11 protein-coding genes are annotated in these 13,052 nt (G+C 73.3%); 8 read left to right on the forward strand and 3 right to left on the reverse strand.

Annotated features, from left to right (window positions below):
- Positions 1–57: 57 nt before the first annotated feature.
- Complete coding sequence (locus AB0N17_RS30175; RefSeq protein ID WP_366014712.1) at positions 58–2,367, reverse strand: glycoside hydrolase family 3 N-terminal domain-containing protein; 2,310 nt, start codon at positions 2,365–2,367, stop codon at positions 58–60.
- A gap of 108 nt (positions 2,368–2,475) precedes the next feature.
- On the opposite strand from AB0N17_RS30175, the gene AB0N17_RS30180 reads away from it, so the two are divergent.
- The 4 genes from AB0N17_RS30180 to AB0N17_RS30195 all read left to right on the forward strand — a co-directional run bounded on the left by AB0N17_RS30180 (position 2,476) and on the right by AB0N17_RS30195 (position 6,956).
- Positions 2,476–3,498, forward strand: a complete 1,023-nt coding sequence (locus AB0N17_RS30180) for a LacI family DNA-binding transcriptional regulator (protein ID WP_366014713.1) — start codon at positions 2,476–2,478, stop codon at positions 3,496–3,498.
- Between the two features lie 187 nt (positions 3,499–3,685).
- Positions 3,686–4,741 (forward strand): LCP family protein, encoded by a 1,056-nt coding sequence (locus AB0N17_RS30185; RefSeq protein ID WP_366014715.1) that lies wholly within the window; start codon positions 3,686–3,688, stop codon positions 4,739–4,741.
- Between the two features lie 515 nt (positions 4,742–5,256).
- Entirely contained in the window at positions 5,257–5,613 is a 357-nt protein-coding gene (locus AB0N17_RS30190) for a YciI family protein (protein ID WP_366014716.1), read from the forward strand.
- Positions 5,614–5,729: 116 nt separating this feature from the next.
- Entirely contained in the window at positions 5,730–6,956 is a 1,227-nt protein-coding gene (locus tag AB0N17_RS30195; RefSeq protein WP_366014771.1) for a sigma-70 family RNA polymerase sigma factor, read from the forward strand.
- Positions 6,957–6,977: 21 nt separating this feature from the next.
- On the opposite strand, the gene AB0N17_RS30200 is transcribed toward AB0N17_RS30195, so the two are convergent.
- The gene (locus tag AB0N17_RS30200; RefSeq protein ID WP_366014717.1) at positions 6,978–8,171 is read right to left on the reverse strand and encodes a class I SAM-dependent methyltransferase; all 1,194 of its coding nucleotides are present in this window, start codon (positions 8,169–8,171) and stop codon (positions 6,978–6,980) included.
- Positions 8,172–8,261: 90 nt separating this feature from the next.
- Here AB0N17_RS30200 and AB0N17_RS30205 point away from each other — a divergent pair, with 90 nt between their 5' ends.
- The 4 genes from AB0N17_RS30205 (at position 8,262) to groL (ending at position 12,357) form a co-directional block, all read left to right on the forward strand.
- Positions 8,262–9,197 carry a polysaccharide deacetylase family protein gene (locus tag AB0N17_RS30205; RefSeq protein WP_366014718.1) on the forward strand — a complete coding sequence of 312 codons (936 nt, stop codon included), beginning with the start codon at positions 8,262–8,264 and terminating at the stop codon, positions 9,195–9,197.
- Between the two features lie 131 nt (positions 9,198–9,328).
- Entirely contained in the window at positions 9,329–10,072 is a 744-nt protein-coding gene (locus AB0N17_RS30210) for a polysaccharide deacetylase family protein (protein ID WP_366014772.1), read from the forward strand.
- Positions 10,073–10,301: 229 nt separating this feature from the next.
- Complete coding sequence (groES, locus tag AB0N17_RS30215) at positions 10,302–10,610, forward strand: co-chaperone GroES (RefSeq protein ID WP_020132158.1); 309 nt, start codon at positions 10,302–10,304, stop codon at positions 10,608–10,610.
- A 121-nt stretch (positions 10,611–10,731) separates the two neighbouring features.
- Positions 10,732–12,357 (forward strand): chaperonin GroEL, encoded by a 1,626-nt coding sequence (gene groL, locus AB0N17_RS30220; protein ID WP_366014719.1) that lies wholly within the window; start codon positions 10,732–10,734, stop codon positions 12,355–12,357.
- A 137-nt stretch (positions 12,358–12,494) separates the two neighbouring features.
- Here the strand turns inward: groL and AB0N17_RS30225 are convergent, their stop codons facing one another.
- A complete protein-coding gene (locus tag AB0N17_RS30225) occupies positions 12,495–13,031 on the reverse strand; it encodes a DUF3293 domain-containing protein (RefSeq protein WP_366014720.1) in 537 nt (178 codons plus the stop codon).
- Between the last annotated feature and the right edge of the window lie 21 nt (positions 13,032–13,052).

Genomic DNA, 13,052 nt, shown 5'->3' on the forward strand with positions numbered 1-13,052 from the left:
AAGCACGTTCGCTGTGCCTCCGCCGTGACCCCATACGTTCCACACGGCCCCGGCGGTTCAATCGGTTCCCCGGGCCACCTCCACGTCGCACCGCAGTCGCCGCTCCCCGCCGACCACCCGTACCGGACCGGTGAGGCGGAGCCGGGCCGTGTGCCGCACGTCCGTGCTCGACGCGGCCAGCCGCAGCTCCAGCGCGCCGGGCTCCACCACCCGCGCCCCCGCCCGGTCCGTGAAGGACGACAGGTCGGCGTGGAAACGGAAGGTCAGCCGGCGGGATTCGCCCGGAGACAGAGCCACCCGCCGGTACCCGATCAGCCGTACGTCGGGCCGGGTCACGCTCGCCACCGGGTCGTGCAGATACAGCTGTACGACCTCGGCTCCCGCACGGTCCCCGGTGTTGCGGACGGTGACCGAGACGTCGTACGAGCCGTCCGTCGGGATCTCCGCCGCGGGGCCGTGGAAGTCCTCCCAGGCGAACGTCGTGTACGAGCGGCCGTGCCCGAACGGGTACAGCGGCGTCGGGTCCAGACTGCTGACGTCGCTCGCCAGTCCCAGCGGCGGCTGCAGATAGGTCCAGGGCTGGCCGCCGGGCAGGCGCGGCACGCTCACCGGGAGCCGGCCGGAGGGGTTCACCCGGCCGGACAGCACCCCGGCCACCGCCGGGCCGCCCTCCTCACCGGGGAAGAAGGCCTGCACGACCGCGCCGAGCCGGCCGTGCGGGCCGCCGAGCGCGTACGGCCGCCCGGTCAGCAGCACCAGCACCACCGGGACGCCCGTCGCGACCAGCGCGTCCAGCAGCTCGGCCTGCACGCCGGGCAGCCGCAGGTCGGCCACGTCACAGCCCTCGCCGGAGGTGCCCCGGCCGAACAGGCCCGCCCGGTCGCCGAGCACCGCCACGCACACGTCCGCCTCCGCCGCCCGGGCCACCGCCTCCGCGAAGCCGCCGGTGTCCGGGTCCGAGACCCCGCAGCCCTCGGCGTACGTCACCTTGGCGTCGGGGAATTCGGCGCGCAGGGCCTGGAGGACCGTGGGGATCTCGACGCCGAGCGGGACCTCGGGGTGGTGGGTGAGGACATGGGAGGGGAAGGAGTAGCAGCCGAGCACGGCGAGGGCGTCCGCCGCGCGCGGGCCCACGACCGCGATCCGGGTGGCGGAGGCCAGCGGCAGCAGTCCGCCGGGGTTGTCCAGCAGGACCACCGACTCCTCCGCCAGCCGCCGGGCCACGGCCCGGTTGGCCGCCGAGTCCAGGTCGAGCGGACCCTCCGGCTCCGGCCGCCAGTCCTCGTCCAGCAGGCCCAGCTCGCACTTCTGCAGCAGGACGCGGCGGGCGGCGCGGTCCACCAGGGACTCCGGGACCCGGCCCTCCCGTACGGCGGCCACGAGCGGTGGGCCGTAGCAGCGTACGGTCGGCAGCTCGACGTCGATGCCCGCGGCCAGGGCCAGCCCGGCCGCCTCGGCGTCGTCGGCCGCCACCCGGTGCAGGCTCCGCAGGAAGCCGATGCCGAAGTAGTCGGCGACCACGGTGCCGGTGAAGCCCCACTCGTCGCGCAGCACGCCGGTCAGCAGGCGCGGGTCGGCGGAGACCGGCACCCCGTCGGTCTCGGTGTAGGCCGCCATCACCGAGCGGGCCCCGCCCTCGCGCAGCGCCATCTCGAACGGCGGCAGGGTGACGTCCGCGAACTCCCGCGCACCCGCCCGCACCGGGGCCAGGTTGCGGGCGCCCGCCGAGGACGCGTACCCGGCGAAGTGCTTGAGCGTGGCCACCACGCCGGCCGACTCCAGGCCGCGTACGTAGGCCGTGCCGACCGTACCCACCAGGTACGGGTCCTCGCCGATCGTCTCCTCGACCCGGCCCCAGCGCGGGTCGCGGACCACGTCCAGCACGGGGGCCAGGCCCTGGTGCACCCCGGCCGCGCGCAGGTCCCGGCCGATGCGGCGGCCCATCTCCTCGACCAGCTCCGGGTCGAAGGACGCGCCCCAGGCGAGCGGCACCGGGTACGCCGTGGCGCGCCAGGCGGTGAACCCGGCCAGGCACTCCTCGTGGGCCACGGCCGGGATGCCGAAGCGGCCGGCGGCGGCGATCCGGCGCTGGGCCCGGGCCAGGGCCCGCGCGCCTAGGGCCGGATCGACCGGGGCGGTGCCGAACGAACGGGTCAGCTGGCCGAGACCGAGGGTGAGCAGCTCGTCCCAGTCGTGCTCGGCGGCCATCTCGTGCTGCAGCGGCGCGACTCCGTCGCCGTCCGTGGCGGCGCCCACCCACACGCCGTACAGCTGGGCGGCCTTCTCCTCCAGGGTCATCCGGGAGAGCAGGTCGGCCACGCGGGCGTCGGCGGGCAGGGCGGGGTCGCGCCAAGGAGCGGTGGTCATGGAACTCCCGTCTGCTGCGAATGTTTCGAAGCGTACTCCGAATGTTCCGGGAACCTATGGCGCGCCCGCACCTTCGTCAAGAGGGTCGGCGGCGATACGATCGCGGGCATGAAGCCTTCGAAGTCCGCAGAAACGCAGACGGCGACCCTCGCCGAGATCGCCCGTGAGGCCGGGGTGTCGGCTCCGACTGTTTCGAAGGTGCTCAACGGCCGCGCCGACGTCGCCCCCGCCACCCGGACCCGGGTCGAGGAGCTGCTGCGCGCCCACGGCTACCGGCGCCGGCGCGCCGAGGCCTCCCGGTCGCCGCTGATCGACCTGGTCTTCCACGAGCTGGAGAGCGCCTGGGCGATGGAGGTCATCCGGGGCGTGGAGAACGTGGCGCGGGACGCCGGGCTGAGCGTGGTGCTGTCCGAGTCGGCCGGGCGGCTCACCCCGGGCCGGACCTGGGCCGACCAGGTCGCCGCCCGCCGCCCGCACGGGGTGGTGCTGGTGCTGTCCGGGCTCGACGAGTCCCAGCGGGCCCTGCTGACCAGCCGCTCGATCCCGTTCGTGGTGATGGACCCGGCCGGCGACCCCGGCCCGGACGTGCCGTCCATCGGCGCCACCAACTGGCAGGGCGGCCTCGCCGCCACCCGCCACCTGGTCGAACTCGGCCACACCCGCATCGGCGCGATCAGCGGCCCGCCCCGGATGATGTGCGCCCGGGCCCGCGTCGACGGCTACCGCGCGGCCCTGGAGACGGCCGGCCTGCCCGTCGACCCCGCGCTGATCCTGACCGGCGACTTCCACCACGACGCCGGCTACCGGCTGGGCCTGGAGCTGCTGCGCCGCCCGGACCGGCCGACGGCCGTCTTCGCGGGCAACGACCTGCAGGCGCTCGGCCTGTACGAGGCCGCCCGCGAGCTGGGGCTGCGCATCCCCGAGGACCTGAGCGTGGTCGGCTTCGACGATCTGCCGGTGGCCCGCTGGGTGGGCCCGCCGCTGACGACCGTACGGCAGCCGCTGACCGAGATGGCCGAGGCCGCTGCCCGGCTGGTGCTGGAGCTGGGGCGCGAGCGGGAGGAGCGGGCGGCGACGCGGGTGGAGCTGGCGACGAGCCTGGTGGTGCGGTCGAGCACGGCGGCACCGTGACGCGCGTGCCCCCACACGCCCCCGAAGCCAATCGGCCGCTTGACCGAAACTTTCGGGGCTCCTCGCACGCGGCATGAGGCGTGACATGAGGCGTGGCGTGGGACGCGGCGTGAGACTTTCCGAAGAAAACCGATTCTCACGGCTTCCGCTAACACTCTCCTAATAATTCGGACTTACGTTCCTGCCCGTGACGGGACACGAGGAGCTCGGCGAAACGGGCGGACGGGTGGGCCGGCGGTCTCGAACGCTGAGGATCGTCGGGCTCACCCTGGCGGGCACGCTGGTGCTGGGCCTGGCCACCACCGGCTGGGCGTACTGGCACCTGAACCACAACATCACGAGCGTCGACATCAACAGCGCGCTGGGCGACGACCGGCCCGCCGAGGCGGTGACCACACCGTCCGCGGGCACCTCGGCCGCCGCCTCGCCGCTGCCGACCGGCGCCGTCGACATCCTGGTGCTCGGCTCCGACTCGCGCAGCGGCAAGGCCAACCGGGAGCTGGGCGGCGGGGACAGCTCCGGGGCCCGGTCCGACACGGCGATGGTGGTGCACATCGACGCGGGCCGCACCGGGGCCACCGTCGTCAGCATTCCGCGGGACACCCTCGTCACCCGCCCGTCCTGCCCGCTGGCCTCGGGCGGCACGACGGCGCCGGCGTACGGCGCCATGTTCAACAGCGCCTACGCGGTGGGCGGGCCGGTGTGCGCGGTGAAGACCGTCGAGTCGCTCACGAACGTCCGCATGGACCACTTCGTCGAGATCGACTTCTCCGGCTTCGCCAAGCTGGTGGACGCGCTCGGCGGGGTCGACGTCACCACCACCCAGGACATCGACGACGACGACAGCCATCTGCACCTCGCGGCCGGCCCCCACCACCTCGACGGCAAGCAGGCGCTGGCCCTCGCCCGCACCCGGCACGGCATAGGCGACGGCAGCGACCTGGGCCGCATAGGTCTGCAGCAGCAACTGGTCAAGGCCCTGCTGGAGCAGATGGCCACGACGAACCTGCTCACCGACCCGGCCAGGCTGTACCGGGTCGCCGACGCGGTCACCGCGAGCCTCACCACCGACACCGGCCTGGACTCCCTCGGCGAGCTGATGCGGCTCGGCCAGAGCCTGAAGGGCCTGCCGGCCGGCCACGTCAGGACGGTGATGATGCCGGTCGTCACGGCACCCTCCGACCCCAACCGGGTCGTCGCGAAGGAGCCCGCGGCGAGCGACCTGTGGGCGTCCCTGCGCTGAGCGCTTCGCACGGCCACGGCCGGCGGCCGGGTCCTGCCCGGCGCGGGCCCGCGGGCCTCCCCCGAGGCACCGAGGCGTCGCCGGCACCGCCGCGACCGGGGAAGCCTTCGCCGGCACCGTCCGGATCCCCGACGTCAGCGGCGACGTCCTCGCCGGCCCGGCCGCCACGGCGCCCGGCGAGGACGGCGACACCGGGGGCCGTCCCGGTGCTGCGGGGCCGTCCCACCGGCGTCACCACCGACGCGGCACCGGTCCTCGGCCCGAAGGCCGTGGGGACAGCCGCCCTGAAGGCCGGGGGCGGGGCCGGACGGCGGTGGCGCGGGACGCGCGGACATGACCGTGCGGGACGCCCGGACCCGATCGTGCGGGACGCCCGGACCCGATCGTGCGGGACGCCGGAAAAAGTTTTCGGCGAGTGTGTCGATCCGGGCGTCCGCCGTTCGACGCAGGGGTGAGCGATGGGGAAGAAACCCTGCCGCCCGACCGGACCGACCGGACCGACCGAAGGAGTCACCATGCCCCGCTACCTGTCCCTCGTGCGCATCGACGAGTCCTCCGCGCCCGCCGAGGGCCCCAGCGAGGAGCTGATGCGACGGATGGGCGAGCTGATCGAGGAGGTCACCAAGGCCGGTGTCATGCTCGACACCGCCGGCCTCACCCCGACCGCCCAGGGCACCCGGGTGACCTGGGAGGGCGGGAAGCTCTCCGTCACCGACGGGCCGTTCACCGAGTCCAAGGAGGTCGTCGGCGGCTACGCGATCATGCAGTGCAAGGACAAGGCCGAGGCCCTGGAGTGGACCAAGCGGTTCCTGCAGGTCCACGAGGACTTCTGGACCGTGACCTGTGAGGTGCGGGAGATCGCCGAGGGCTGAGCATTCCTTGGCCTCACGGGCGCGGGGGTGTTGAGTGGTGGGTTGTGGAACAGCAGCCCACCACCCGGCCCGGCACCGCCCGGCCCACCACCGCCCGGCCCGGCACCACCCAGGCCATCGAGACGGTCTTCCGACTGGAGTCCCCGAGGATCGTCGCCGGTGTCGCCCGGATCGTCCGGGACGTCGGCATCGCCGAGGAGCTGGCGCAGGACGCCCTGGTCGCCGCGCTGGAGCGGTGGCCCCGGGACGGCGTGCCCGACAACCCCGGCGCCTGGCTCATGGCCACCGCCCGGCACCGCGCCGTCGACCTGATCCGGCGCCGCGAGACCTACGCCCGCAAGCTCGCCGAGATCGGCCGCGACCTCTCCGAGGCGGCCCCGCCCGAGGAACCCGCCGACCCGGACGACATCGACGACGACCTGCTGCGGCTCGTCTTCACCACCTGCCACCCGGTGCTGTCCCCCGAGGCCCGCACCGCGCTCACCCTGCGCCTGCTCGGCGGTCTCACGACGGCCGAGATCGCCCGCGCCTACCTGGTCCCGGAAGCGACGATCGCCCAGCGCATCGTCCGCGCCAAGCGCACGCTGGCGAAGAGGAACGTCGCCTTCGAGGTGCCGTACGGCCCCGACCGCGCCGCCCGCCTCGGCTCCGTCCTGGACGTCATCTACCTGGTCTTCAACGAGGGGTACGCGGCCACTGCCGGCGACGACCTGCTGCGCCCCGGCCTGTGCGAGGACGCGCTGCGGCTGGCCCGCGTGCTGTCCGCGCTGATGCCCAAGGAGCCCGAGGTGCACGCCCTGACCTCGCTGCTGGAGTTCCAGGCGTCCCGGTCCGCCGCCCGCACCCGCCCCGACGGCACCCCCGTGCTGCTCAGGGACCAGAACCGGCGCCGCTGGAACCGCATGCTGATCGCCCGCGGCATCCAGGCCCTCGCCCGCGCCGACGCCACGGCCGCGGGCCCGCCCGGCCCGTACGCCCTGCAGGCCGCCATCGCCGCCTGCCACGCGCACGCGTACACCTACGAGGAGACCGACTGGCGCGCCATCGCCACCCTGTACGGCCTGCTGGCGGCGCGCGCGCCGTCCCCGGTGGTCGAGCTGAACCGGGCGGTCGCCGTCTCCATGGCCGAGGGACCGGCGGCGGGCCTGGAGCTGGTGGACGCCCTGGCCGGCGCGCCCGCCCTGCGCGAGTACCACCTGCTGCCCAGCGTCCGCGGCGATCTGCTGGCCCGGCTCGGGCGCACCGCGGAGGCCCGCGAGGAGTTCCTGCGGGCGGCCGCGCTGACCGGCAACGAGAAGGCACGGGCCCTGCTGCTGAGCAGGGCGGACGCGTGCTCCTCGTGACTCCGTCCCCCTCGGTGCCGCTCAGGGCGCTCCACCGGCGGTGGCCGACGGCTCGACGGGGGACCCGATCAGCATGGCCGGGGCTCCCGCGACCCGGGTGAGGAACACGGTCGCCGCGTTCGGCCCCTGAGGCTTCACCTTGCGGCGCAGCTCCTCGGGCTCGACCGCGGAGCCGCGCTTCTTCACGGTCAGCGTGCCGACCTCGCGCTCCCGCAGCAGCGCCTTCAACTTCTTGACGTTGAAGGGCAGATGGTCGGTGATCTCGTAGGCCGAGGCGTACGGCGTGGCCCGCAGCACGTCGGCCGTGACGTACGCGATGGTCGGGTCGACGAGCCCGCCGCCGACCTCCTCGGCCACCTCCGCGACCAGATGCGCGCGGATCACGGCACCGTCGGGCTCGTACAGGTACCGCCCCACCGGCCGGACCCCGGGATCGGGCAGCCCTCGGCCGAGCAGCGTGCGCGGGCCGGGCAGCAGCGTGGCCCGTACGGCCCCCGGCGCCCCGGTCCCGAACCAGAGCACCGCCTCCTTCACGTCCCCGCCGTCGGAGATCCACTCCGCCTCGGCCTCGGCGGGCACGGCCTCGTGCGGGATGCCCGGGGCGATCTTCAGGGCCGCGCGGGGCGCGCCGAGCGCGGCGGCGACCGCCCAGGACAGGGGCGGCGAGTACGCCTCGGGGTCGAAGATCCTGCCGCGTCCGCCGCGCCGCGCCGGGTCCACGAACACCGCGTCGTACCCGGCGGTGGCGACCTCCGTGACGTCCGCCTCCCGGACCTCGATCAGGCCGGCGAGCCCCAGCGCCTCGGCGTTCGCCCGCGCCACCGCCGCCGTCAACGGGTCCCGGTCCACGGCCAGCACCCGGATGCCGGCCCGCGCCAGTTCGATCGCGTCGCCGCCGATCCCGCAGCACAGGTCGGCGACCGAGGTCACCCCCGAGTCCCTCAGCCGGGCCGCCCGGTAGGCCGCCACGCTCGCCCGCGTCGACTGCTCGACCCCGTTCGGCGTGAAGAACATCCGCCCGGCGTCCTCGGCCGCGAACTTCGCCGCCGCCCGCTGCCGCAGCCGGGCCTGGCCGAGCGCGGCCGACACCAGCTCCGCCGGGTGGTCGCGGCGCAGCCGGGTGGCGACGGCCAGCTCCTGTGCGGGCGCGGTGTCGCGGACCTCGTCGAGGAGGGCGCGGCCTTCGGGGGTGAGGAGGAGAGCGAGGTCGTTCACCGGGTCATTGTGGGCCAGTCGGTGGATGGTGCGCCTGTGGCGGCGGTGTCGCCCGGGGTTCGGGGCCGTGGCCTGGGAGGATCCGGCACCATGCGACTAGTACTACAAAATGACAAATACCGGGCACGCTGGGGGGCGGGTGCCGGCGCCCGCGCCCGGAAACTGGCCGTCGGCTGCTGTGCCGCCGCACTGGCCTCCACCGCCCTGCTCTCCGGCTGCGCGGGGGAGGACTCCCGTGCCGGCGCCGCACCCGGACAGGGCGCCCCCGCCCATCCCGGCCCGCACGCCGGGCAGTTGACCGAACACGCCCGCCTGGTCGCCGCGGCCAAGCGCTGGGGGCTGCAACAAGTCCCGCTCACGCCCCCGCCGCCGCCCGCGAAGAAACCGGTCATCACCGCCCGGGCCGGCTTCGAGGTGGACCACCAGGAGGACTGGTACCTGCCCCCGGTCTTCACCACCGTCCCCACCAAGCAGAAGATCGTCTTCCTCACCATCGACGACGGCTCGGAGAAGGACCCCCGGTTCCTGCAGATGATGCGGGAACTGAAGATCCCGTACACCGCCTTCCTCAGCAACTACCTGGTCAAGGACGACTACGGCTACTTCCGCCGGATGCAGTCCTACGGCCACACCCTCAACAACCACACCCTCCACCACCCGTACCTGCCGGGCCTGTCCTACGAGGAGCAGAAGAAGGAGATCTGCGGCATGCAGGACATCATGGAGAAGCAGTTCGGCGAGCGCCCGAAGGTCTTCCGCCCGCCCTACGGCAACTACAACCAGGACACCCTGATCGCCGCCAAGACCTGCGGCATCAAGTACGCGCCGATCTGGAACGAGGAGGTCTTCGTCGACCACTGGGAGTACCGCGAGGACGACCAGAAGCTGCGCCGCGGCGACATCGTCCTCACCCACTTTCGCGGCCGGGACGACTGGAACGGCACGATGGTCGACGACATGCGCCGCTTCCTGGACAAGGTCACGCGCGAGGGCTACGCCGTGGCCCGCCTGGAGGACTACCTGTGACGCCCGGGAGGAGCCGGCCGGGCGGGACGGCACGGGCCGGCTCCGGGCGGCGCTCGCCGCGCGGCCGGGGCCCGGCCGCCGTCCTCGCCGCGACCCTCCTCCTCGCGGGCTGCGCGCAGTCCGTCGACCCCATCGAACGCCTCGGCAAGAAGGCCGCGGAGCAAGTGCACCCGCACGGCCCGTCGCCCGACCAGCCCTACCGCCGCTGGGGGCTGACCGAGCCCCTGCCGCCCCCGCCCCGGCCCCCCGCCCGCGCCCTCGTCCTCACCCCGCACGCGGGCGGCCGGGCGCTGCCCCGCGTCGTCGACCACGTTCCCACCCGTGACCCCGTCGTCTTCCTCACCTACGACGACGGCTCCGAGCAGGATCCCCGCTTCGTCGACATGGTCCGCGAACTGCGGCTCCCCGTCAGCGTGTTCCTCACCGACAGCATCGTCGGCCCCGGCTACGGCCACTTCGGCCGGCTGCGCGCGCTCGGCGCCGGCATCCAGAACCACACCCTCGACCACCGGGCCCTCGCCGGACTTCCGTACGCCGGCCAGCGCGCCGAGATCTGCGGCCAGCAGGACCGGCTCCGCGCCCACTTCGGTGTCCGTCCCCGGCTCTTCCGGCCGCCCTACGGCGCGTACGACGGCACGACGCTGCACGCGGCGGCCGGCTGCGGCATCTCGGCGATCGTCCTGTGGCGCGCCGCCATGACCCCGACCGACCTCGTCTACACCCACGGCGTCCACCACCTGCGCCCCGGCGACATCGTCCTGGTCGGCCCGGACGAGACGTCGGGGCCGACCCTGCGGGAACGCACGGTGCGGGTGCTGCGGGGGGCGCAGCAGAGGGGGCTGACGGTGGGGCGGCTGGAGGACTATCTGAACTGAGCGGCGGCCGGCGGCGGACCCGGCATGGCCCGTCTTCGGCCGACGCGCCGCACGGCATTGGCACTCCGCTTGACCGAGTGCTAATCGCGGTCATAGTCTCGGCTCTGGCACTCACCACCGGAGAGTGCCAACACGCGACGGGCAGGTCCGGCACCCGCGACGACGGATCCACCTGGTCGCCACCTCAGACAGTTAACCCCGTGAGATCTCCGAAGGGGGAGGTCGGATCGTGACGACCACCAGCTCCAAGGTTGCCATCAAGCCGCTCGAGGACCGCATCGTGGTCCAGCCGCTCGACGCCGAGCAGACCACCGCCTCTGGCCTGGTCATCCCGGACACCGCGAAGGAGAAGCCCCAGGAGGGCGCCGTCCTCGCCGTGGGCCCGGGCCGCTTCGAGAACGGCGAGCGTCTTCCGCTCGACGTCAAGGTCGGCGACGTCGTCCTGTACAGCAAGTACGGCGGCACCGAGGTGAAGTACAACGGCGAGGAGTACCTCGTCCTCTCGGCTCGCGACGTGCTCGCGATCATCGAGAAGTAATCACCTCGAGCATTTTCTGCTCTTGAGCTGCGCCCCTGGCCCCCGCGACCGATAACGAAGCCGGGCGCCCGGGGCGCAGTTGTCTTTACTCCCACAGATTTCCGAGAGGGCTTCCGCTGTCATGGCGAAGATTCTGAAGTTCGACGAGGACGCCCGTCGCGCCCTTGAGCGCGGCGTCAACAAGCTGGCCGACACGGTGAAGGTGACGATCGGCCCCAAGGGCCGCAACGTCGTCATCGACAAGAAGTTCGGCGCCCCCACCATCACCAACGACGGTGTCACCATCGCCCGTGAGGTGGAGATCGAGGACCCGTACGAGAACCTCGGCGCCCAGCTGGTGAAGGAGGTGGCGACCAAGACCAACGACATCGCGGGTGACGGCACCACCACCGCCACCGTGCTCGCCCAGGCGCTGGTGCGCGAGGGCCTGAAGAACGTCGCCGCCGGTGCCTCCCCGGCCCTGCTGAAGAAGGGCATCGACGCGGCCGTCGCCGCCGTCTCCGAGGACCTCCTCGCGACCGCCCGCCCGATCGACGAGAAGTCCGACATCGCCGCCGTCGCCGCGCTGTCCGCCCAGGACCAGCAGGTCGGCGAGCTCATCGCCGAGGCGATGGACAAGGTCGGCAAGGACGGTGTCATCACCGTCGAGGAGTCCAACACCTTCGGTCTGGAGCTGGACTTCACCGAGGGCATGGCCTTCGACAAGGGCTACCTGTCGCCGTACTTCGTCACGGACCAGGAGCGCATGGAGGCCGTCCTCGACGACCCGTACATCCTGATCCACCAGGGCAAGATCTCCGCCATCGCGGACCTGCTGCCGCTGCTGGAGAAGGTCATCCAGGCGGGTGCCTCCAAGCCGCTGCTGATCATCGCCGAGGACGTCGAGGGCGAGGCCCTGTCGACCCTGGTCGTCAACAAGATCCGCGGCACCTTCAACGCCGTCGCCGTGAAGGCCCCGGGCTTCGGCGACCGCCGCAAGGCGATGCTGCAGGACATGGCCGTCCTCACCGGCGCCACCGTCATCTCCGAGGAGGTCGGTCTCAAGATCGACCAGGTCGGCATCGACGTGCTCGGCTCCGCCCGCCGCGTCACCGTCACCAAGGACGACACCACGATCGTCGAGGGTGCCGGCAAGTCCGAGGACCTCACCGGCCGCGTCGCGCAGATCAAGGCCGAGATCGAGAACACCGACTCCGACTGGGACCGCGAGAAGCTCCAGGAGCGCCTCGCGAAGCTGGCCGGCGGCGTGTGCGTGATCAAGGTCGGCGCCGCCACCGAGGTGGAGCTGAAGGAGAAGAAGCACCGTCTGGAGGACGCCATCTCCGCGACCCGCGCCGCGGTCGAGGAGGGCATCGTCTCCGGTGGTGGCTCCGCCCTGGTCCACGCCGTCAAGGTCCTCGAGGGCAACCTCGGCAAGACCGGCGACGAGGCCACCGGTGTCGCGGTCGTCCGCCGCGCCGCCGTCGAGCCGCTGCGCTGGATCGCCGAGAACGCCGGCCTGGAGGGCTACGTCATCGTCTCCAAGGTGGCCGAGCTCGAGAAGGGCAACGGCTACAACGCCGCCACCGGCGAGTACGGCGACCTGGTCAAGTCCGGCGTCATCGACCCGGTGAAGGTCACCCGCTCCGCCCTGGAGAACGCCGCCTCCATCGCCTCCCTGCTGCTCACGACCGAGACCCTGGTCGTCGAGAAGAAGGAAGAGGAAGAGCCGGCCGCCGCGGGCCACGGCCACGGCCACGCCCACTGAGCGCAGCGCTGAGCTTCGGCTGAGCTGAGCCGACGGTGCCCAGTTCCCTGCGGGGGACTGGGCACCGTGCGTTGGTGCGGCGCCGTGCCCGGTTGCGGCGGGTGCGCACCGCTCACCGGAACGGTCGCGTACGTCCGTCACCTCGGCCGGGAAGCCGTCGGCCCCGCCCCGTTCGGCCGGTGGACCGGGAAGACGCCTGCCGCAGCGCTCTCGAACGCCGCCCACCCGCTCACCGACGCGGCGCCGGTGCCGCACGCGAGGACACGCCAGGCGCCGGGGGTCCAGGCGAAGACCGCGTCCTGGCCGAAGCGGCGCCCGAGGCCGCGCGCGGCGGTGTCGCTCAGGCCGACGACGGCGACGCTCTCCTCGCGGTGGGTGCCGTGCACGTCGCCGCCCTCCGCGGACCACCAGGTGAGACCCCGGCGGTGGATCTCGTCGGACAGCAGGCGCTGGGCGCGCGCGTTGGCGTCGGCCGACGCGGTACGGCCGAGGGGGTTCCAGGCGGTGATCACATGGACGGGCGAGCCGCCGGCCGGCTCCGGGAAGGATCCCTGGGTCGTGCCCGAAGGACGGGGCTCGACGCGGACCGTCCGGTCCCGGAAGCGGATGCCGACGACCGCGGTCCGGTAAAGGTCCCAGTTGAGGGGCGTGACGGCTGCTTCGATGGCGTGCACAAGGGCCTCCTGAGGAACGAA

Origin of the sequence: Streptomyces sp. NPDC051133 (assembly GCF_040682635.1) — a bacterium.
Taxonomy (GTDB): domain Bacteria; phylum Actinomycetota; class Actinomycetes; order Streptomycetales; family Streptomycetaceae; genus Streptomyces.

Excerpts from the sequence above, each read along its gene's own strand:
- AB0N17_RS30175 (WP_366014712.1), bottom strand. The coding sequence starts at position 2,367 with ATGACCACCGCTCCTTGGCGCGACCCCGCCCTGCCCGCCGACGCCCGC.
- AB0N17_RS30180 (WP_366014713.1), top strand. The coding sequence starts at position 2,476 with ATGAAGCCTTCGAAGTCCGCAGAAACGCAGACGGCGACCCTCGCCGAG.
- AB0N17_RS30190 (WP_366014716.1), top strand. The coding sequence starts at position 5,257 with ATGCCCCGCTACCTGTCCCTCGTGCGCATCGACGAGTCCTCCGCGCCC.
- AB0N17_RS30205 (WP_366014718.1), top strand. The coding sequence starts at position 8,262 with ATGCGACTAGTACTACAAAATGACAAATACCGGGCACGCTGGGGGGCG.
- groL (WP_366014719.1), top strand. The coding sequence starts at position 10,732 with ATGGCGAAGATTCTGAAGTTCGACGAGGACGCCCGTCGCGCCCTTGAG.